The organism is Micromonospora sp. DT227 (genome assembly GCF_049841835.1).
In the GTDB taxonomy this organism is placed as follows: Bacteria; Actinomycetota; Actinomycetes; order Mycobacteriales; family Micromonosporaceae; genus Micromonospora.
Genome location: NZ_JBNCLA010000006.1, coordinates 438,685 through 457,822, shown reverse-complemented (window position 1 = coordinate 457,822; position 19,138 = coordinate 438,685). Strand labels below are relative to the sequence as shown.

Here is a 19,138-nt window from a genome sequence, read left to right as displayed (position 1 = left end):
CCGAGCCGGGCGCCATCGACGACCCCCCCGCCGCGGGCGACTTCCCCCACGCGACGCTGGGGTCTGGAGGGGCCCCTTGTCAACCGACGCGGGTTACCAGGGGCCCCCTCCTTACACCGTGGTAGACACGGCAGCGTGCGCAGACGTACGGCAATGGTCCTGGTCGTGGTGGTCACGGCCCTCGCCGCCGGCTGCCAGCGACCCGCGCCGCGCCCGACGCCGTCGGCCACCCCGACCGGCCCCCGTGCCCCGGCCGACATCGTCGACCTGGCCACCGTCGACGCGGGCGTGCGCACCGACATCCGGTACGCCGGCGCGCACAACTTCGTCGGCCGGCCGATCGACGGCTACCCCGAGCCGCTCTGCCTGCTCACCCGCCGGGCCGCGGAGGCGCTGAGCCGGGTGCAGGCCGCCGCGCTCGGCCGCGGTCGCAGCCTGAAGGTGTACGACTGCTACCGCCCGCAGCGGGCCGTGAACGAGTTCGTCGCCTGGGCGAAGCGCCCGCAGGAGCAACAGATGAAGGCGGAGTTCTATCCCGACGTGCCGAAGGACCGGCTCTTCGCCGACGGCTACCTGGGCGCGCCCACCGCGCACAGCCGGGGCAGCACGCTCGACCTGACCCTGGTCCCGGTGCCCACCCCCACGCAGCCCGGCTACGCGCTGGGCCAGCCGCTGCTGCCCTGCACCGCGCCGACCGGCCGGCGCTTCGCCGATGACTCGGTCGACATGGGCACCGGGTTCGACTGCTTCGACCCGCGCGCCCACACCGCCGCCCCGGGGCTCACCGACACCGCCCGCCGGAACCGGGCCCTGCTGAAGGAGCTGATGACGGCGCAGGGCTTCGAGAACTACCCGCGCGAGTGGTGGCACTACCGGTACGTGGACGAGCCGTACCCGGACACCTGGTTCGACTTCCCGGTGGCCCGCTCCTCGCTGCGGTAACCCGATTGCCTCATGATCCACGACGGTTAGGCTCCGGGGGACCGACCCGCCCCGGAAGGACCTCCCGTGACCATCGAACGGATCGGCCCGCCGCTGCGGGCCGGCGAGCGGGAGACGCTGCGCGCGTTCCTCGACTTCCACCGCGCCACGCTGGCCCGCAAGTGCGAGGGGCTGACCGACGAGCAGTTGCGCCGGCAGTCCTCGCCGCCGTCCACGCTGTCCCTGCTCGGCCTGGTCCGGCACATGGCCGAGGTGGAACGCACCTGGTTCCGCCGCGTCATCGCGGCCGAGGACATCCCGCTGGTCTGGTCGGACACCGGTGACTTTCAGGCCGCGTACGACGCGCGCGACGCCGACCGCGCGGAGGCGTTCGAGGCGTGGCAGCGGGAGGTCGCGCACGCCCGGCGGATCGAGCTCGCCGCCGAGTCGCTCGACGTGACCGGCCACCAGGCCCGTTGGGGCGAGGACGTCTCGCTGCGCCTGGTGATGCTGCACATGATCCACGAGTACGCCCGGCACAACGGTCACGCCGACCTGCTCCGCGAGGCCGTCGACGGCACCGTCGGCGTGTAAGGCGGGGGCCCCTGTTAACGCCTCCGGTAGAGGCGGGGCCCCCGGTTAACACCACGATCGCGGCGCGCGGGGCCGAGGCCCATCACCACCGGTGAGACCGGCGCGCTCAAGGTGGTGCTCACCCGCTGAGGGGTGTTAAGCGGGGCCCCCTCCTCTACCGGAGGCGTTAACAGGGGGCCCCGCCTTTCCGCGCAGCGGCAGCCAGGTGAGCACCTTGGCGATCCCCGCGTCCCAGTAGGGCCAGTCGTGGTCGCCGGGACCGAAATCCACGGTGAGCGGCAGGCCGCGCCGCCGGGCGGTGTCGACGAAACGGACGTTGTCCTCGTACAGGAAGTCCTCGGTGCCGCAGGCGACGTAGAGCGCGGGCAGGTCGTCGCCGGCGCGCTCCAGCAGCGCCACCGTGTCGTCGCCGTCCGGCGCCGGGCCGTCGCCCCAGACGGTGTGCCACACCGCCGGGTCGAGTGGGCTGGTCGGGTGGTTCCGCCGGTGCACCACGTCGAGCGCGCCGGAGAGGCTGGCCGCCGCCGCGAACCGGTCCGGGTGGCGCAGCGCCCACTTCACCGCGCCGTAGCCGCCCATCGACAGGCCGGCCACGAACGTGTCCTCCCGGCGGGCGGAGAGCCGGAAGAACGACCGGCACACCTCGGGCAGTTCCTCGCTGAGGAACGACCAGTACCGGTTGCCGTGTGCCTCGTCGCAGTAGAAGCTGCGCTGCGCCTGCGGCATCACCACGGCCAGCCCCAGCGGGGCGGCGTACCGTTCGATCGACGACCGCCGGGTCCACGCCGTGTCGTCGTCGCTCAGGCCGTGCAGCAGGTACAGCACCGGCGGATCTCCGTCGCCGGCCGCGCCGGCCATGCCGATCCCGGCCGCGCCCCGGTCGGGCAGCAGCACCGTCATCGAGGTGCCCATGCCGAGCGTCTCGGAGAAGAAGTCACACCGTATCCGCGCCATGAGCCGGCAGCGTACCGGTGGCCCGATCGGGGCGGATTGACCGTTCCTATTGCCGCGGGCCCTTCGCGCGGGACAGGATGGGCATGCGTGCCGGAAACGTGTTCGTAACCTGTGCGTTGCTGGTCTCTGTCACGAGGAAGTGGGAGTCAGTCATGAGCGACGTCTCGGCGGCACTGGGTGTGCGCCTCTACCCGGATCTGGTCGAGCCCGGCGGTCTGGCTCCCGCGCTCGCGCAGACCGCGACCGCCCACCAGCTCGACGTCGGGCGGGTCAGCGCTCCCGAGCAGGGCCGCAGCCGGTTCACCTGCGCCGAGCTGACCTCCGACCGGGGCGTCGTCTGCGTCAGCCTCGGCGCCCAGGCCCGCTACTTCATGATCGACCTGCGGGTCGACGGCGAGGTGCAGGCCCGGGGGGACGCCACCGACCTGCTCCAGGTCGCCCAGGTGGCCGACGCCTGGCGGTCCGGCACCACGCTCACCGAACTCACCGCCCGTTTCCCCTTCATGGAGGAGATGAAGCGCCACCCGGTGGCCCAGGCCGGCTGAGGGCCGGCGGCCCGGTCCGCGTCAGCGGACGAGGCCGACCGCCGTCGCCAGGTGCGCCACGCCGGCCGGCGCGGGTCCGCCGCGTGCCACCTCGGCGAGCACGGTACGCGCCACCGGCCGCATCCGGACCTCGGCCGGCGCGAGCCGGTCGGCCTCGGTCAGGGCCCGGCCCGCCCGCAGCAGGTCACCGATCTGGAGGTACGCCCGCGCGGCGTCGACCAGGTGCGCGGCGCGGTGCTCGACGGGCAACCACCGCCAGCCCTCCGACCGGATCGCCGTCTCGTGCCGGGTGACCGCCTCGGCGCCGTCGCCGAGTTCGACAGCCACCGCCACGTGTGCCACCTGCACGGCAGCCGGCCCGAATCCGTCGAGGTGGGGGTCGTGCCGGTCGTCGGCCCGCCCGGCGATCCCGGCGGCCACCCCCAGCCACTCCGCCGCGCTGCGCGCGTCGCCGCAGGACGCCGCTGCGAGCGCCGCCTCGACCCACAATGTCCCGGCCAGGGCCGCTCCGACGGGCGATGCGTCGCGCGCCGCCGGGGCACCGGTCCGGTTCGCGGCGGCGATCGTCACCGTCGTCGCCAGCCGCCCCCGCCCCGTGGCACGCAGCGCCTGCCCGAGCGGCACCGCTGCGACCGCCGTCCACCTCGGATCACCGGCGGCCACCGTCACCGCCCGGTCGGCCGCCAGCCACGCCAGGTCCGGCTCGCCGAGTTTCACCAGCACCGACGCCGTGATCCGGTACGCCCGCACCAGCAGCCCGCCGGCGCCGTCCCCGTCCCCGGCGTACGCGGCCCGGGCCGCGTCGAGCAGTTCCGGCACCAGGCGCAGCACCTGCGGATATCGCGCGTGCCGGTACGCCGACCACGCATGATCCACCCGCCGGCCCAGCTCGTCCGGGGCAGTCGAGTCCCGGTGGCCGGAACCGGCCGGGAACAGGTCGTAGCGGGCCAGCGCCGCGCGTACCCCGTCCACCCCCTCGTCGGCGCGGGCCGGCGGCGGATTCTCCCGGCCGAGCAGCGTCGCCGGTTCCACCCGCAGCACCCGGGCGACATCCTGGATGACGGAGAAGCGGTCCAGCGCGCGTACGCCGCGTTCGACCTTGTCGACCCAGCTCTTCGACTTGCCCACCCGGTCGGCCAGCATCTGCTGGGTCATCCGACGCCGGACCCGCCACTGCGCGACGCGGCGGCCGACCGGCACGTCACCGCCGGTCATGCCGCCGGTCCGGTACCGCCCGGGTCGTCTCCTCGACCGGTATCCGCTCCGCCTCGGCCTGCGCGAGCAGCCGCTGCCGCGCCGCCTCCCGCTCGGCGGCCTGAATCTGTTCGCCCCGATCAACAGCCGGCCTGTCGCCATGTTTCGGCATCGCCACCTCCATCGGCGGAGACGCGTCGGCGCGCCTCACCACCACAGGCTGAGGTGACTCAGGGTGATCAGAAAGGTGCGGATGGTGCGATCCGAAGATCGTGAGTCATCGACTCGGACGCGTTGTAACAGTCACCGCGCACCGCCCATCAGCTCGGCCAGTGCGGCCAGCTCGTCCGTCATCGCCCGACGGCGTCCGGTGGCGATGGTGTCCACGATGTCCCGCGCGTACCGCTGCTGCCGCAGCCAGGTCGGCGCCGTGCCGCGCAACTGCGTCAACACCGCTGTCGCTTTCCCGTAACGCCGCAGATCCGCGTACGCCCACGCCAGGTCCAGCCGATGCCGGCGCCACGCCGACCTGCTGATGGTGGGTGCCGGCGGCACCGACGCGGACAGCTCCAGCACCCGTCCCGCCTCACCGGCCACCGCCGCCGCTTCCGCCCGCTGCATCTGCACCTTGGCGCTGTCGAAGCCACCCACCAGCATCAACTGGTCCGCCGCAGGTATCCGCTCACCGATCCGGACCGCGGCGGCAGCGGCGACACCGATCAGGTCGGCCACCTCGTCCGGCCGGTTGTCCCGGGCTCGCGCGGCGGCGGCGCCCAGCAGCAACCATCCCCACGCGGCCAGGTCGGCGGGCGTCGCCCGGGACAACCGCGGCTCCACCTCGTCGGCGGTGACCACCGCCAGTTCGGCCGCCTCGCTGATCCGGCCCTGACGCATCAGCAGCCAGCACATCGTCCGGATGACGGTCGCCGCCACCACCTGGTCCCCGGAGCGCTGCGCGGCGTCGAGGGCACCCGAGAGCGCGGTCTGCGCCAGGTCGTCGGCGCGAAGCTGGATCAGCAGACCGCCGGCCAGGTGATAGGTGCGGGCGAGCAGGTCGTACGCCTCGGCCTGCCGCTCGTCGCCGGCCAGACCGACCGCCGCGCGCACGTCGACCAGCAACGGCGGCACCACCCGCAACGCCACCGCGTAGTCACCGGCGTTGTAGACCCGATCGGCGGCGTGCAGGTTTCCGCGCAGCGTGCGGAGGCCGGGTGGCTCGCTCCGCGGCACCACGAACGGCGCGCCGTCGATCCCTCGCAGCGGGGTGATGACCCGGCGGATCTCCGCCAGCGACAACGGCCGGTGCTCCACCTCGCCGCGCGCGGCGGCCTGCGACGCGTCGCCGAGCAGCCCGGACGTCGACACCCCCAGGGCGCGCGCGAGCGCATGCAGCGTGTCGAGGCGAGCCGTGCCCCGGCTGCCCTGTTCCAGCTTCCGGATCACCTCGACGCTGATCCCGGACCGCTCGGCCAGTTGTTCCTGCGTCAGCCGCGACTCACGACGAAGCCCGGCGAGACGCTCCCCGACGGTGGGTTCAGTCATGCCATCTCCCGCTGCCGCAACGACCGACCGCCCATCGACGTGCAGGCGGATGAGCTGCCACTTCGGACGGTACACCGGGCCGAGCTGTGCGTGACGACCCGCGGGTGAGATCGACTCCGGTACGCCGAAGTGGTGGCATCATGCGATTGGCCATGCCGCCACTTCGGCGAAGTGGTGTCGATCAACGCCCCTCGTGGATATCGCGTTGCCGGCGGCATGCCGTGGTCGTACCGTGAACGGGCAACGTCAACCGGTTCCAGTCCCCAGGAGCACGCCGTGTCGCAGCAGAATCGCACCCGAGCCGAGCGGCCCGTGCCGCGCGCCGGTGCCCTGCTGCCCGAACCGGGCCGCGGTGGCCGCCGGGAACAGCGGTGGCAACCGGGGTGGTGGCGCGTCTAGCGCCGACGCGACGATCCGCGCGAACCGCCCGCCCCAGACCGGAGCCGGGCGGTTCTCCGTGTCCGGGGCGTCTTCCCGGGACGTCCGTCCCGGCACGGGCCGTTGGAGCAAATGGGCAGCTCACCCGGTTCTCACCCGGGAGGCTACGGGTTCGAGTCCCGTACGGCCTACATCCCACGAGCAAGGAGACGATCATGGGTTTCACCCCGCTGGCCGGTACCCGGGCGCCGGTCCGGGTCTGGACCGACCCGTACGCGATCGAGGCGCAGGCGGCCCGGCAGCTCCGCAACATCGGCGCGCTGCCCTGGGTGCAGGGTGTCGCGGTGATGCCGGACGTGCACTTCGGCAAGGGCGCGACGGTCGGCTCGGTCATCGCCATGCGGCAGGCCGTCTCGCCGGCCGCGGTCGGCGTGGACATCGGCTGCGGCATGTCCGCGGTGCGCACCTCGCTCACCGCCGCCGACCTGCCCGACGACCTCGGGCCGCTGCGGTCGGCGATCGAGGCGGCGATCCCGGTCGGGTTCGCGATGCGCGACGACGCGGTCGACCCGCGTCGGGTCCGGGGTCTGGAGCAGGCCGGCTGGGTCGACTTCTGGCGTCGGTTCGGCACGCTCGACCGGAAGGTGGCGCAGCTCGAGACGCGGGCGCAGCGGCAGCTCGGCACGCTCGGCGGCGGCAACCACTTCATCGAGGTCTGCCTGGAGCAGGGCGGCCCGGACGACGGTCGGGTCTGGCTGATGCTGCACTCCGGTTCCCGCAACATCGGCAAGGAGTTGGCCGAGCGGCACATGGCGGTCGCGCGCGGGCTGCCGCACAACACCGACCTGCCCGACCGTGACCTGGCGGTGTTCCTGTCCGGCACGCCGGAGATGGACGCCTACCGCCGGGACCTGTGGTGGGCGCAGGAGTACGCGCGGCGCAACCGGGCGGTCATGCTGGCGCTGCTCTGCCAGGTGGTCCGGGACGCGTTCCCGCGGGTCGGCTACGACGAGCCGATCTCCTGCCACCACAACTACGTGGCGGAGGAGCGGTACGACGGGGTGGAGGTGCTGGTGACGCGGAAGGGGGCGATCCGGGCCGGCGACGGCGACCTGGGCATCATCCCCGGCTCGATGGGCACCGGCTCGTACGTCGTGCGGGGCAAGGGCAACCTCGACGCGTACTGCTCGGCGTCGCACGGCGCGGGGCGGCGGATGTCGCGGGGGCAGGCGAAGCGGACGTTCAGCACGGCCGACCTGGCCGCGCAGACCGCCGGCGTGGAGTGCCGCAAGGACGCCGGGGTGGTCGACGAGATCCCCGGCGCCTACAAGGACATCACCGAGGTGATGGCCCAGCAGGAGGACCTGGTCGAGGTGGTCGCCCACCTCAAGCAGGTCGTCTGCGTGAAGGGTTGACCGGCGGGGCCGGCGTCGAGGGGGCGCCGGCCCTACCGGGTACGCCGGGCGACGCGCACGGCGACGGCGACCGCGCCGATGACGAGCAGCGCGGACAGGAGCTGGAGGCCGGGGGAGTCGTCGACTTCCCCGTACCCGAAGCCGGCGACGCCGAGCGCGACGGCGAGGACGGCCAGGGCGGTGAGCGCGTGTCTCATGCCTCCTCCCCGTCGGCGACCCATTCGAGCAGGTCGCCGGGTTGGCAGTCGAGGACCCGGCACATGGCCTCCAGGGTGCTGAAGCGGACGGCCTTGGCGCGGCCGTTCTTGAGCACCGCGACGTTGGCCGGGGTGAGCCCGACCCGCTCGGCGAACTCGCCGACGCTCATCTTGCGTTTGGCCAGCTCGACGTCGATGCGGACGACGATGGGCATCAGATCACCGCTTCCATGTCGGTGCGCAACGTGGTGGCCTGCCGCAGCAGCGCGCGCATCACCACCATCAGCAGCCCGAGCACGCTGACGCCGGTGGTGAGCAGGAACAGCAGCAGCGGCAGCCCGGGGTCGTTCGCGTGGAACCCGACGTAGAGGAAGACGGCGACCAGGCTCGCCCAGGCGGCGGCGACGGCCCAGACGATCCCGTCGACCCAGGCCAGGGACGCCTCGGTGAAGATGCGGTCGGTGCGGACCAGGGTGAGCAGCTGCCAGGTGCACACGATCACCACCTGCACGCAGAGCACCCAGAACACGGTCACGGCGGTGGCCGGCCATCTCAGGTACGCCATCTCCGGATCCTCCCGGGCCATGTGCGCGAACTGGCCCGGCAGCGACATGGTCTGGAACAGCAGCAGAATGCCGAACAGCAGGACGAGGAAGGCACGCAGTGCGGTCACCGCACGCTCGGTAGTCACCATGCATCGACTATCGCTCGGAAGCTATCGAAAGTCAATCGGTTCGGGTCAGCCGTGCACCGGATGCTCGGCCTGGAAGGCGAGCCGGTGGTCCGCGCCGGCGGCCAGGTCGGCGAGCACGTCGTCGAGGTCCAGGAACGTCTGCCAGGGCGCCTGCCCGGTGATGTCGGCGAGCCGGTCCACCACGAGCTGCTCCAGGTCGGTGACCCGGCGGCCTTTCCACACCTTGTCGGCGAGGCTGACCAGCAGATCCTCCAACTGCACGCCGGGGGAGTGCCAGGCGGCGTGGGTGACCGCGAAGCGGGCCCGCTCCTCGGGCACGCCGAAGCGCAGCAGCAACTGGTAGCCCGCCTCCTCGTGCGCGGAGCCGGGACCGGTCAGCTCGGCCGGGTGCTCGACCTTGCCGAGGTCGTGCACCGCGGCGCCGAACAGCACCGCCTGCCGGTCGAACGGCACCGCGGCGAAACGATCGGCGAACGCGGCGGTGAGGTGCCAGGCGACGTCGTGCACCAGCCGCAGGTGCGCGCCGAGCCGGGGCGGCGCGGACAGGGCGGCCAGCAGCTCGACCGCCACCCCCGGCAGCGGGAGCAGCGGCGGGTCACCCGGTTCGGTCAGGGCGCGGCGCAACGCGTCGGAGGTCACCGGGGCGAGGGTACCGGGCGTCGACGCCGCTCACCCCGTGTCCTGGCCGAGTGGCCGACGGTGAACGGTCCGCTCGCCCGATCCCGGCGCGTTCGTCCTGTCAGGAGGGTGGAGCGATGTCTACCACGGGGGACTTCGCATGATCGAGTTGAACCGTCGTCATCTGCTGCGCGCCGCCGCGCTGACCGGTGTAGCCGCCACGACCGGGCTGGCCGGCGGGACGGCCGCCGCGGCACCGGCCGCCGCCGCCGAAGTCGTCAACGGGCCGTGGCTGGTCAGCGTCGGCTGGGGCGTGCGCCAGGTCGACCCCGGCCGCACCACCCCGCGGTGGCTGCTGGAGGACGGCGACAACGCCAAGACCTCACCGGACGGCCGGTACGTCGCCTGGGTGAACACCGCCCGGTCCGGCGACGGCACGCTGGAGCCGTACGTGGCGGTGTACGACCGGGTCACCGGGCAGAAGCGCACGCTGCTCGCCGACCCGTTCGGGGTGCACTACGGCGCGCCCACCTGGTCGCCGGACGGCCGGGAGATCGCCCTGGTCACCGGCGCGCAGGACGACACGCTGATCGCGGTCGACGTGGCGACCGGCGCCACCCGGGTGCTGGCCCAGGGGCACGTCATGCGGGACCCGGACTGGTCCCGGGACGGCTCCATGATCGTCCTGCACTGGCTCAGCCGCTCCGAGGGCTGGCAGTTGCGGGTGCTGGAGCTGCCGACCGGCACCGTCCGGCGGCTCTACGCGCCGCAGGCGGGGGAGCGGGTCAGCGGGCCGGTGTTCACGCCCGACTCGCAGCGCGTGGTGTTCTGCACCACCCGCTGGTATCCCGACCGGGACACCTACAACCAGTCCCTGGCGTCGGTGCGGCTCGGCGGCACCGGGTTGAAGCAGCTCACCGACCAACCGCGGTTCTACCTGTCGCCGGTGTTCTCCCCGGACGGCCGCTACTGCGCGGCGCTGTCCATCCCGCCGGAGAACACCGAGCCCGACGGCGGCAACATCATCGTCTCCACCAGCGGCTTCGGTGAGCCGTGGTGGATCCCCGGCGACGAGTACGACGACTCCTCCCGGCTGGACTGGGCCCGGGCCGTCTGACCCGTCCGGACGACGCGGCGGCCGGACCACGGCCGCCGCGTCGGCGTCTCCGGGGTGGAGATCCCCGCAACCGGGCGCGCGCGGTGCGAGGCTTGGGGTGGACGCCGCCGACGGGGCCGGCGACCGCTGTGGAGGGTGCGATGGCCGAGCCGCCGACCGGGACTTCGGCGCACCGCGCGCAGGCGCACGGCCGGCACGCCAACCACCACAGCTACCACGACGGCGCGCAGGTCGACGGGTACGTCGACGACCCGTACCACCGGGTGCGCCGCGCGGTCGCGGCCCGGCTGATGGCCGACGGGGTGACCGGCGACGGACCGGTGCTGGAGCTGGGCTGCGGGTCGCGCGGCATGCTCGACCCGGCCGCGTTGCCCGGCCCGCTCGTGCTGGCCGACATGGCCGAGACCGCGCTGGGCACCGCCCGGCGGGCGGCCGGCGGGCCGGCGCTGCCGGTCTGCCTGGACGCCACCCGGGGCCTGCCGTTCCGGGCGGGCAGCTTCGCCGGGCTGCTCGCCGGCGAGCTGATCGAACACGTCTACGATCCGCTGGCGTTGCTGCGGGAGTGCCACCGCGTGCTGGCCCCGGACGGCCTGCTGGTGCTCACCACCCCCAACCTGGCCCCGGTGCAGGACCGGCTGGCGTTCCTCGCCGGCCGGGCGCCGCGCCAGGTCGACCCGCTGCACCCCTACCTCTGGCTGCACATCCGCCCGTTCACCGCGTCGCTGCTGCGGCGCACGCTGCGCCGCGCCGGGTTCCTCCCGCTGGCGATACGCTCCAACGAGGTCGGCTGGCGGCTGCCGGGCGGACGCTGGATCGCCTCGCGGTGGCTGGCCCGGGCCGCGCCGGGGCTCGGCGGCTCGTTGATCTGCGCCGCCCGGCGACGCGGCACACCGCCGCCACCGGCGAAACGGGGCGTGATCGCGCATTGACAAAGGGCTATCATGGAGGCTCCGTCGTCGACCGGGGGATGTCATGGCGCGCCTGCTCGGCTGGGTCGTCAGCAATCTCGACGCGTTCATCGGTCTGCTGCTGGCCGTCACGGTCGCCGTCCTCGGCCTGACCAACACCGTCAGCCAGGACGTGGTCAACAGCGCCATCCTGCTGGTCCTCGGCCTGCTCGCCCAGGCGGTGCTGCGCGACCGGCTGCGCCGCCGGACCGCCGAGCAGGAGGTCCGGCAGGTCATGGTGGACGTCCGCGCCCGGCTCACCGACCTGGCCCCGCCGATGGCCGCGCTCACCGGCCCGGAGGGCGCGCTGACCCGCTCCCGGGAGGCGATCCAGAGCGCCTCCATGGTCCGGGTGCTGCACGGCAGCGAGGTCGGCCAGGCGCTCGACGAGGCGCGGCAGCACACCGACCAGTGGCACTTCAAGGGCGGCACCGGCACCTACCTGCGCGCCGTCACGCTGCCCGAGTGCCTGAAACACGCCCGCCGCCGCAACGCCACGCTCAGCCTCGCCATCGAGATCATCGACCCGACCGACGAGGAGGTCTGCGAGCGGTACGCGTGGTTCCGGCGCAGCCTGGAAGCCGACGAGCCGACCGAGCCGAAGGAACCGTGGACGGTCGACCGCACCCGCAAGGAGTCGTACGCGACGGTGCTCGCCGCCTGCTGGCACATGCAACGCTCCGGCCTGCTCACCGTCGAGATCCGGCTCTCCGCGCAGATGACCACGTTCCGCTACGACCTCTCCTCCTCCTGTGTGGTCATCACCCAGGAGAACCCGCAGACGCCGGCGCTGCGCATCGACCGTGGCGAGGTCTACTACAACCGGTTCAACATCGAACTCGACTACAGCCGCCGGCAGAGCCGCCGGGTGCCGATCGAGTCCGCCGGCCAGGTCCGCCTCGACGACGAGCCGTCCGTCGAACAGGTCCGCCGGCTGTTCGCCGCGCTCGGGCTGACGCTGCCCCGGTCCTTCGGTGACCGGGAGGTCGGCGAGATCGTGCGCAAGGCCCTCCAGGCGAGGAACCCGTACGCATGACCAGCTACGCCGACCTGGCCCGCGAGATCGACCGGGGCACCCGGCCGGAGCTGCTGCGCGACTGGGTGCTGCACGTGCTCGCCGACGTCGCCGACGGGCGGCGACCACTGCGGGCGGTCCGGCACCCGCTCGGCTTCACCTGCCTGCCGGTGGAGCGCGACGGCCCCGACGGGATCTGCGTGCACGCCTGGCCGGCCGACCCGCCGCCGGTGCGCCCCACCACCTCGGCCATGCACTCGCACAGCTGGGACCTGCTCAGCCACGTGCTGCACGGCACCGTCCGCAACGAGCTGATCGACGTCACCGACGCGCCCGCCGACCCCTCCTGGCGGATCTACGAGGTGCACAGCCTCGGCGAGGTCGACGAGGTGGCCGCCACCGACCGTCTGGTCACCGCGATGACCGCCACCGTGGAGACGCACACCGCCGGCGACTCGTACGCGCTGCGCGCCGGTGGCTTCCACACCTCGGAGGTGACCGCCGGCACGCCCGCGGTGACCGTGGCGCTCGGCCGGACCACACCCGGCGCGTGCGACCTGAGCCTCGGCGCGGTGGACGGGCGCAGCCACCGGGTCCGCCGGGACCGCTGCGACGCGGCGGAGACCGCGCGGATGGCGCGGGAGATCGCGCGACTGGTGGCACGGGGCTGACTGGCTGGAGGAGCCATGGACGTGGAGCCGAACAGAGGCGGGCCCGACCTGCGCGACGCGCACCGGTTCGCGGTGGACGCCGCCCGGGCGGCCGGCCGACTGCTGCGCCGGGGCATCCGGGGCGAGGTGCACGCCCGGGCCAAGGACGACTCCGGTGACCTGGTCACCGACCTCGACCTGGCCGCCGAGCGGTTGATCGTCGACCGGATCCGGGCCCGCTGGCCGGAGCACGGGGTGATCGCCGAGGAGGGCGGCGAGTACGCCCCGGACACCACCTGGGCGTGGCTTGTCGACCCGCTCGACGGCACCAACAACGTGGCGATCGGCCTGCCGGCGTACGTGGTGGGCATCGCGTTGTGTGAACGCGGCTCGCCGGTGCTCGGCGTGGTGCACGACCCGGTCGCCGGCCGGACCTGGTCCGCGTTGCGCGGCCACGGCGCGTTCGTGCACGGTGCGGACCCGGCCGGCCGTCCGCTGCGTACCGCCCACCGGCCGGTGCCGGCCGCGCCGGTGCTGGCCTGGACCCAGGGCCACGGCGTACGCCGCGACGACAGCACCGCCCGGGCGTTGAAGGTCGTCCTCGACAGCACCGCCCGCCGGGTGCTGCAACTGTGGGCGCCGCTGCTGTCCTGGGTGATGCTGGCCCGGGGCGACATCGACGGCATCGTCGGCTACCGCCCGGAGGCGGTCGACCTGCCGGCCGGGCTGCTGCTGGCCGCCGAGGCCGGCATGGTGGTACGCGCGCTCGACGGTGGCCCGTTCGACGACCGCTACGGTTGCCCGGCCGACCGACGCAGTTTCGTCGCCGGCCCACCGGAGACGATCGACCGGCTGGTCAAACTGGTCACCGCGGCACAGTGGATCGAGCCGCAGGTCCGCCAGCTCACCCCGATCAGCCTCGGCACGGTCGGTTGGTGACCGCATCTGCGGAACACCTGTCGTCCGGATACGCACCTGTCGTTGGGGCTGGCTCGTTCAACCGATGACGTCCCCTTCCAGAAATGGGGTGCCGCCGTGCGACACGCAACGACGGTGCTGGTGATTCCGTTGCTTCTCGCCACGGCCGCCTGCGCCACGGCCGCCGCCCGCGCCGAGCCCGGCGGCCCGCCGGCGCCAGGGGTGTCGTACTGGGCCGGCCAGGAAGAGGTCATGGACGCTGCCGGCCGGGTGGACGAGATCGCCCGAAACGCTGGCCCGATCAGTACGCCGGCGTGGCGACGGACTTTCCTGGCCGGGCGATAACCGTGCACCGGGTGCCCGGCGGGCATATCGACGCCGACGTACGCGCCCTGGCCGGCGGCGTGACGGTGCGCTTCGTCGACGCCACGGTGCCGGCCACCACCATCAACCGCTGGTTGGACCGGGTCCGCGCCGACACCGGCTGGTGGGCCGACCGGGGCGTGATCGTGTGGTCGACGTGGCCACAGTTCGGGGACTGCGTCGGCCTCGGAGTGGACCGCCCGGCCGAGCAGTCGGCCGAGATCATCGGCCATTACCCCGATATGCGGGTGTGCGTCGAACAGGGCTACGAGGCCGTACCGCTCACCGCCGGCTAGCGACTGCTAGCTGGGCGTGGCCCAGCAGTGCGCGCCCCGGAATCGTACGCCCGGCACGTCCGTCAGTAGGCGCTCCGGATCGACCAGGCCGGCCAGTGCCAGCGGTAGGTTCGCTTCCAGCTCGGCGACGGCCTCCTCGACCGTGTCCGGCTCGTGCGCCCAGTCGATGTCCGCCTCCCGCAGCCGCCGCTGCGCGAGCGCCGTCACCGCACGCGGATCGTCGACCACCACCTCGACCCGGCAGTGGACCTGCGCCACGACGGGTTCGCTGTCTCGCACGATCGCAGGATCCCATCCGGCGCGGACGACGCGCCAGCGGAATCCGCTAGCGTCGCGCCGATGGCCGCCAGACAGCTCAAGCTCGGTCTCCGGGTCCGCGACCTGGACCGCTCGCACCGGCTCTACCAGCGACTCGGCTTCCGGCAGATCCCGCAACCCGACCAGCCGCACCTGCGCTACCTCACGTTCGGCCACACCTGGCTGATCCTGTCCGACCTGCACCGGCACGGGCACCACAACGCCGAGCGGGAACGCGCCACCAAGGACGGTCCGCCCGGGCTCGGTGTGGTGCTCACCGTGCCCACTCCGGACCTGGACGCCACGTACGCGCTCTGGCGCGACGAAGGGCTGCCGGTGACGCTGGAGCCGGAGGACGTGGGCTGGGCGCGCATCTTCTACGGGCTCGACCCGGACGGCTACGAGGTCATGTTCGAACAGTTCCACCCGCCGGCCGGTCAGGGCTGACCCGCGCCGGACCGCAGCCGCCCGGCCAGGAACTCGTCCCAGGTCCGCACGCCCCGGGTCGCACCCGGCCGGGCCAGGTTCGCCCCCTCGCGGTAGGCGCGCCCGGCCCGGCCGGGGATCCGCACCGGCAACCGCAACCGGCGCCGCCCGGTGGCCGCCAGGTAGCCGGCCAGCAACTCGCCGAGCCCGTGCGTGGCCGGGCCGGCCAGATCGGGCACCAGGCCGGCGGGCGCGCCGAGCGTCAGGTCGACCAGCCGCGCGGCCACCTCGGCGGCGTCGACCGGTTGCAGCCGCAGACCGCCGGGGACCGGCACCACCGGCAGCTTCGTCATCGCGGTCAGCATGGTCAGCACCAGGTCGTGGAACTGCGCGGCGCGCAGCACCGTCCACGGCAGGCCGGAGTCGGCGACCGCCCGCTCGGCGTCGCGCTTGGACCGCAGCCAGGCCAGCGGCACCCGGTCCGCGCCGATGACGGAGACGTGCACCAGGTGCGCCACTCCGGCCCGCCGGGCGGCGCGGACCAGATTGGCGGTCGCCCGGTCGTCGCCCTTGGCACCGCCGGCCAGGTGCAGCACGGTCGCCGCGCCGCGTACCGCGGGGTCGAGGTCGGTGTCGGCGAGCAGGTCGGCGGTCACGTGGGTGACGCCGTCGCCCGGTGCGCCGCCGCGCCGGCTGAGCACCCGGACCGGGTGGCCGGCCGCGCGCAGCAGCGGTACGACGTGCCGGCCGAGCGTGCCGGTGCCGCCGGTGACCAGGATGGGTGTGTGCATGATCGTCCTCCACGGGTCGGTTGCCGTACCGACCCGGGGGGACCATCCGACGTGACCGATGTGACCGGCGTCACCTGTCGTCACATCGGCGGGGCGTCCCGGGTCGGCACGGTGAGCGAGAGGGAGGCCGCGATGGACCGGACCACCGGACTGGCGGAGCGGTTCGAGCGGGAACGGCCGCGCCTGCGCGCGGTGGCCTACCGGCTGCTCGGCTCGCTGACCGAGGCCGAGGACGCCGTGCAGGAGACCTGGCTGCGGCTGGCGCGCACCGACGTCGACACGATCGACAACCTGGACGCGTGGCTGACCACGGTGGTGGCCCGGATCAGCCTGAACACGCTGCGCTCCCGCGCCGCCCGCCGGGAGGACCCACTGGACGTACGTCTGCCCGACCCGGTGGTCGAGCCGCCGCGGCCGGACGCGGACCCGGCGCACGCCGTGGTGCTCGCCGACTCGGTGGGGCTCGCGCTGCTGGTGGTGCTGGACACGCTCAACCCGACCGAGCGGCTCGCGTTCGTGCTGCACGACATGTTCGGGGTGCCGTTCGACGAGATCGGCCCACTTGTCGACCGCTCACCGACGGCGGCCCGGCAGCTCGCCAGCCGGGCCCGGCGTCGGGTACGCGGCCGGGCGCCCGCCCCGGACCCGGACCTGGCCCGCCAGCGGGCGGTGGTGGACGCGTTCCTGACCGCCGCCCGCGAGGGCGACTTCGAGGCGCTGATCGCGGTGCTGCACCCGGACGTGGTGCTCCGTTCCGACGGCGGGACCGCCCGCGCCCGGCACACCACCGTGTTCACCGGCGCGACCGAGGTCGCGGCGCAGGCCACCACGTTCGGCCGGCTCTTCCCGTACGCCCGGCCGGTGCTGGTCAACGGCGCCGCCGGCGTGCTGGTCAGCGCCGGCGGTCGGCCGCTGTCGGTGATGGCGTTCACTGTCACCGGCGGCCGGATCGCCGCCGTGGACGTGATCGCCGACCCGCACCGGCTGACCGCGCTCGGCCTCGCCGACTGATCGGCCTCAGGAGGCACCCGTCCGCGTGGAGCGGGTCCGTGCTCGACGTCAGGCCACGGCCAGCTCGGCGAACCACCGGCCGCCCGTCGGGTGCAGGTCCCGCACGGCCAGCCCGGCGGCCGTGGCCGGGCCGTGCACCGCCCGGGTGTCCAGCCGCGCCCAGCCGAAGCTGGGCCCCCGCCGCCGGCCGGAGACCACGTGCGCCCGGCCCTGCCAGGCGCCGCTGCCGGGCGGGTCCACCTCGACCAGCACGGTGCCGTCCGGGTGCAGCAGGTTCCGGCACCGACGCAGCAGCCGCGCCGGGTCGCCGCCGATGCCGATGTTGCCGTCCAACAGCACCACGTGCCGCCACCGGCCCTCGGCCGGCAGCGGGTCGAACAGGTCGGCGCGCACCGCGACCGCGCCGCGCGCCCGGGTCAACGCCACCGCCCGCGGGCAGAGGTCGACGCCGAGCGCGGCCAGACCGGCCCGGGTGAGCGCCGCGGTGAGCCGGCCCGGCCCGCACCCCAGGTCCAACGCCGGGCCGTGGCAGCGGGCCACCACCGTGGCGGTCGCCGCCTCCGCCGGGCCGTGCCACCGTTCCACCGGCAGCCGCCGGCGAACCCCGTCGGCCTGCACCAGCCAGTGACTGCCGGCGCGCTCGCGCAGTGCGATGCCGAAGGCATCCACCCCGGCCGGCACACCGGGCGCGCTCACCGGGCCGGTCCGGGTCGGCGACTGGCGGGCCCGCAGCCCCGGCTCGCTGGTCGCGCTCGCGGGGCCGGCGCTCATCGAACCGCCTCCGGTCGACGATCGGGCGACATCGCCACCAGGGCGGGTCGCAGCGCGGCCACCTCGCGGGCGAACCGGCCGCCGGGCACACCCCGGGCCACCGCGCGGGCGTCGGCCCAGTCGTCCACGTCGCGCAGCGTGGGCAGGGCCCCCACCCGCAGGCCCGCGTCGCACAACGCCGCGTAGGTGAGCCGGCCGGTGTCGGCGGTGGACATCGGCACCGCGCGCAACGCCGCCGCCCGGCGCGGGTCGCGCAACCCCAGCGCCCACCAGCCGCCGTCGGCCGCCGGGCCGAGCACCGCGTCGACGCCGGGCGCGGCCAACCGGCGTACGCCGTCGGCGAGCAGCGCCGGCGTCACCTGCGGGGTGTCCATGCCGATCTGGAGCACCGGCCGCCCCGGGTACGCGTGCGCCACGTCGGCGTGCGCGTGGGCCAGCCGCTCGGCGAGGCCGTCGCCCCACTGCGGCAGCACCGGCCAGCCGGCGACCGTGGCGGCGAGGTCCGCACCGTCCTCGGCGTCGGCCAGACGCCCGGCCAGCGCCAGCACCGGCGTCACGCCTCCGGTGGCGGCGACCGCGTCCAGCGTGTCGCGTAGTGCGGCGGCGGCGATCCGGGCCGCCTGCGCCGGGGTGGCCGGCGGGCACAGCCGCGTCTTCACCGCCCCCGGCACCGGGGCCTTCGCCACCACCAGCAGGACGGTCACCGTCGGCCGTCCACACTGCGCAGCACGGTGAGGAAGTCCCGGGTGGCCCGGACCGTGCCGCGTACCGAGCCGGACACCTTGGACTTCGTGCCGGCGGCGCGCGGGGCGTAGCGGACGTCGTGCTCGTGGATCCGCCAACCGGCCGCCGCCGCCCGGATCATCAACTCCACCGGATAGCCGAACGCCCGGTCGGTGACGCCGAGCGCCAGCAACGCCTCGCGGCGGGCCACCCGGATCGGGCTGAGGTCACGCAGCGGCACCCCACGCTGCCGGAGCAACGCGGCGACCAGCGCGGTGCCGGCCCGCGCGTGCCACGGCCAGGCGCCGGCCGACACCGGCCGACGGCGCCCCACCGCCAGGTCGGCCGTGCCGGCCGCGACCGGGGCGACAAGCGCCGGCAGCTCCGCCGGGTCGAACGAGCCGTCCGCGTCCAGGACGCAGACCAGCTCCGTCCCGGCGGCCTCCAGCCCGGTGTGCACGGCCGCGCCGTAACCGCGACGCGGTTCGCGTACCACCCGGGCGCCGTGCCGGGCCGCCACCTCGGGCGAGCCGTCCCGGGAGCCGTTGTCCACCACGATCGCCTGGTAGCCCGGCGGTAACGCGTTCAGCACGCCGGGCAGGGCGGCGGCCTCGTCCAGGCACGGCAGCACCACGTCGATCTGTGTCCGCATGCCGCCGACGCTAGGCCGACCGCCACCCGGCCGAGCCCTCGATCGTGCTTACGGAACCGTTACGAGCAGGCATTTCTTACCATCCCGTGACGGGCCGGCGGTTGCGGTC

At 74.3% G+C, this 19,138-nt stretch carries 25 protein-coding genes and 1 tRNA gene; 13 read left to right on the top strand and 13 right to left on the bottom strand.

Annotated features, from left to right (window positions below):
* The first annotated feature begins 153 nt into the window (after positions 1-153).
* Together ACLQ2W_RS22890 and ACLQ2W_RS22885 are read left to right on the top strand one after the other, a co-directional pair.
* On the top strand, positions 154-942 hold the full coding sequence (locus ACLQ2W_RS22890) for a M15 family metallopeptidase (protein ID WP_425788498.1): 789 nt from the start codon (positions 154-156) through the stop codon (positions 940-942).
* A gap of 66 nt (positions 943-1,008) precedes the next feature.
* Positions 1,009-1,515, top strand: a complete 507-nt coding sequence (locus tag ACLQ2W_RS22885) for a DinB family protein (RefSeq protein WP_405089625.1) — start codon at positions 1,009-1,011, stop codon at positions 1,513-1,515.
* A gap of 135 nt (positions 1,516-1,650) precedes the next feature.
* On the opposite strand, the gene ACLQ2W_RS22880 is transcribed toward ACLQ2W_RS22885, so the two are convergent.
* A complete protein-coding gene (locus tag ACLQ2W_RS22880; protein WP_425788466.1) occupies positions 1,651-2,469 on the bottom strand; it encodes an alpha/beta hydrolase in 819 nt (272 codons plus the stop codon).
* A gap of 152 nt (positions 2,470-2,621) precedes the next feature.
* On the opposite strand from ACLQ2W_RS22880, the gene ACLQ2W_RS22875 reads away from it, so the two are divergent.
* Positions 2,622-3,014, top strand: coding sequence for a hypothetical protein (locus ACLQ2W_RS22875; protein WP_425788464.1), 393 nt, complete (start codon positions 2,622-2,624; stop codon positions 3,012-3,014).
* Between the two features lie 21 nt (positions 3,015-3,035).
* Here the strand turns inward: ACLQ2W_RS22875 and ACLQ2W_RS22870 are convergent, their stop codons facing one another.
* From ACLQ2W_RS22870 to ACLQ2W_RS22860, 3 genes are all read right to left on the bottom strand, one after another.
* The gene (locus ACLQ2W_RS22870) at positions 3,036-4,229 is read right to left on the bottom strand and encodes a helix-turn-helix domain-containing protein (RefSeq protein ID WP_425788462.1); all 1,194 of its coding nucleotides are present in this window, start codon (positions 4,227-4,229) and stop codon (positions 3,036-3,038) included.
* Positions 4,216-4,419, bottom strand: coding sequence for a hypothetical protein (locus tag ACLQ2W_RS22865; RefSeq protein WP_425788460.1), 204 nt, complete (start codon positions 4,417-4,419; stop codon positions 4,216-4,218). The genes ACLQ2W_RS22870 and ACLQ2W_RS22865 overlap by 14 nt, the downstream gene beginning before the upstream one ends.
* A gap of 92 nt (positions 4,420-4,511) precedes the next feature.
* Positions 4,512-5,750, bottom strand: a complete 1,239-nt coding sequence (locus ACLQ2W_RS22860; protein ID WP_425788458.1) for a helix-turn-helix domain-containing protein — start codon at positions 5,748-5,750, stop codon at positions 4,512-4,514.
* A 495-nt stretch (positions 5,751-6,245) separates the two neighbouring features.
* On the opposite strand from ACLQ2W_RS22860, the gene ACLQ2W_RS22855 reads away from it, so the two are divergent.
* A tRNA-Glu gene (locus tag ACLQ2W_RS22855) sits at positions 6,246-6,319 on the top strand.
* 24 nt (positions 6,320-6,343) lie between these two features.
* On the top strand, positions 6,344-7,543 hold the full coding sequence (locus ACLQ2W_RS22850) for an RtcB family protein (protein ID WP_405089618.1): 1,200 nt from the start codon (positions 6,344-6,346) through the stop codon (positions 7,541-7,543).
* Positions 7,544-7,575: 32 nt separating this feature from the next.
* On the opposite strand, the gene ACLQ2W_RS22845 is transcribed toward ACLQ2W_RS22850, so the two are convergent.
* The 4 genes from ACLQ2W_RS22845 to ACLQ2W_RS22830 are packed head-to-tail and all read right to left on the bottom strand — an operon-like array spanning position 7,576 to position 9,073.
* Positions 7,576-7,740 carry a hypothetical protein gene (locus tag ACLQ2W_RS22845; RefSeq protein WP_199199839.1) on the bottom strand — a complete coding sequence of 55 codons (165 nt, stop codon included), beginning with the start codon at positions 7,738-7,740 and terminating at the stop codon, positions 7,576-7,578.
* A complete protein-coding gene (locus ACLQ2W_RS22840; RefSeq protein WP_107158121.1) occupies positions 7,737-7,955 on the bottom strand; it encodes a helix-turn-helix domain-containing protein in 219 nt (72 codons plus the stop codon). Before ACLQ2W_RS22840 ends, ACLQ2W_RS22845 begins: the two co-directional genes overlap by 4 nt.
* Positions 7,955-8,434: a DUF2975 domain-containing protein gene (locus ACLQ2W_RS22835; RefSeq protein ID WP_405089616.1), complete on the bottom strand. Its 480-nt coding sequence runs from the start codon at positions 8,432-8,434 to the stop codon at positions 7,955-7,957. Before ACLQ2W_RS22835 ends, ACLQ2W_RS22840 begins: the two co-directional genes overlap by 1 nt.
* A gap of 45 nt (positions 8,435-8,479) precedes the next feature.
* A complete protein-coding gene (locus ACLQ2W_RS22830; RefSeq protein ID WP_425788455.1) occupies positions 8,480-9,073 on the bottom strand; it encodes an HD domain-containing protein in 594 nt (197 codons plus the stop codon).
* 139 nt (positions 9,074-9,212) lie between these two features.
* Here ACLQ2W_RS22830 and ACLQ2W_RS22825 point away from each other — a divergent pair, with 139 nt between their 5' ends.
* From ACLQ2W_RS22825 to ACLQ2W_RS22800, 6 genes are all read left to right on the top strand, one after another.
* Complete coding sequence (locus ACLQ2W_RS22825) at positions 9,213-10,169, top strand: TolB family protein (RefSeq protein ID WP_425788453.1); 957 nt, start codon at positions 9,213-9,215, stop codon at positions 10,167-10,169.
* Positions 10,170-10,309: 140 nt separating this feature from the next.
* The gene (locus tag ACLQ2W_RS22820; protein WP_405089612.1) at positions 10,310-11,098 is read left to right on the top strand and encodes a class I SAM-dependent methyltransferase; all 789 of its coding nucleotides are present in this window, start codon (positions 10,310-10,312) and stop codon (positions 11,096-11,098) included.
* A gap of 43 nt (positions 11,099-11,141) precedes the next feature.
* Positions 11,142-12,152: a hypothetical protein gene (locus tag ACLQ2W_RS22815; RefSeq protein WP_405089611.1), complete on the top strand. Its 1,011-nt coding sequence runs from the start codon at positions 11,142-11,144 to the stop codon at positions 12,150-12,152.
* A complete protein-coding gene (locus tag ACLQ2W_RS22810; protein ID WP_425788450.1) occupies positions 12,149-12,802 on the top strand; it encodes a hypothetical protein in 654 nt (217 codons plus the stop codon). The genes ACLQ2W_RS22815 and ACLQ2W_RS22810 overlap by 4 nt, the downstream gene beginning before the upstream one ends.
* A 15-nt stretch (positions 12,803-12,817) precedes the next feature.
* A complete protein-coding gene (locus ACLQ2W_RS22805; RefSeq protein WP_425788449.1) occupies positions 12,818-13,720 on the top strand; it encodes an inositol monophosphatase family protein in 903 nt (300 codons plus the stop codon).
* A 335-nt stretch (positions 13,721-14,055) separates the two neighbouring features.
* On the top strand, positions 14,056-14,358 hold the full coding sequence (locus ACLQ2W_RS22800) for a hypothetical protein (protein WP_425788447.1): 303 nt from the start codon (positions 14,056-14,058) through the stop codon (positions 14,356-14,358).
* A gap of 6 nt (positions 14,359-14,364) precedes the next feature.
* On the opposite strand, the gene ACLQ2W_RS22795 is transcribed toward ACLQ2W_RS22800, so the two are convergent.
* A complete protein-coding gene (locus tag ACLQ2W_RS22795; RefSeq protein ID WP_425788445.1) occupies positions 14,365-14,637 on the bottom strand; it encodes a hypothetical protein in 273 nt (90 codons plus the stop codon).
* A gap of 60 nt (positions 14,638-14,697) precedes the next feature.
* Between ACLQ2W_RS22795 and ACLQ2W_RS22790 the strand changes: the two genes are divergently transcribed.
* Positions 14,698-15,102 carry a VOC family protein gene (locus tag ACLQ2W_RS22790; protein WP_425788443.1) on the top strand — a complete coding sequence of 135 codons (405 nt, stop codon included), beginning with the start codon at positions 14,698-14,700 and terminating at the stop codon, positions 15,100-15,102.
* Here the strand turns inward: ACLQ2W_RS22790 and ACLQ2W_RS22785 are convergent.
* The gene (locus ACLQ2W_RS22785; protein ID WP_425788441.1) at positions 15,093-15,872 is read right to left on the bottom strand and encodes an SDR family oxidoreductase; all 780 of its coding nucleotides are present in this window, start codon (positions 15,870-15,872) and stop codon (positions 15,093-15,095) included. The genes ACLQ2W_RS22790 and ACLQ2W_RS22785 overlap by 10 nt on opposite strands.
* A gap of 132 nt (positions 15,873-16,004) precedes the next feature.
* Between ACLQ2W_RS22785 and sigJ the strand changes: the two genes are divergently transcribed.
* A complete protein-coding gene (gene sigJ, locus ACLQ2W_RS22780; RefSeq protein WP_425788496.1) occupies positions 16,005-16,883 on the top strand; it encodes an RNA polymerase sigma factor SigJ in 879 nt (292 codons plus the stop codon).
* Positions 16,884-16,931: 48 nt separating this feature from the next.
* Here the strand turns inward: sigJ and ACLQ2W_RS22775 are convergent, their stop codons facing one another.
* Genes ACLQ2W_RS22775 through ACLQ2W_RS22765 form a run of 3 tightly spaced genes read right to left on the bottom strand, consistent with a single transcriptional unit; the run spans position 16,932 to position 19,029 of the window.
* Positions 16,932-17,654 carry a methyltransferase domain-containing protein gene (locus ACLQ2W_RS22775; protein ID WP_425788439.1) on the bottom strand — a complete coding sequence of 241 codons (723 nt, stop codon included), beginning with the start codon at positions 17,652-17,654 and terminating at the stop codon, positions 16,932-16,934.
* Positions 17,651-18,358 carry a TIGR04282 family arsenosugar biosynthesis glycosyltransferase gene (locus ACLQ2W_RS22770; RefSeq protein WP_425788437.1) on the bottom strand — a complete coding sequence of 236 codons (708 nt, stop codon included), beginning with the start codon at positions 18,356-18,358 and terminating at the stop codon, positions 17,651-17,653. The genes ACLQ2W_RS22775 and ACLQ2W_RS22770 overlap by 4 nt, the downstream gene beginning before the upstream one ends.
* Positions 18,355-19,029, bottom strand: coding sequence for a glycosyltransferase family 2 protein (locus tag ACLQ2W_RS22765; protein ID WP_425788435.1), 675 nt, complete (start codon positions 19,027-19,029; stop codon positions 18,355-18,357). Before ACLQ2W_RS22765 ends, ACLQ2W_RS22770 begins: the two co-directional genes overlap by 4 nt.
* Positions 19,030-19,138 lie beyond the last annotated feature (109 nt).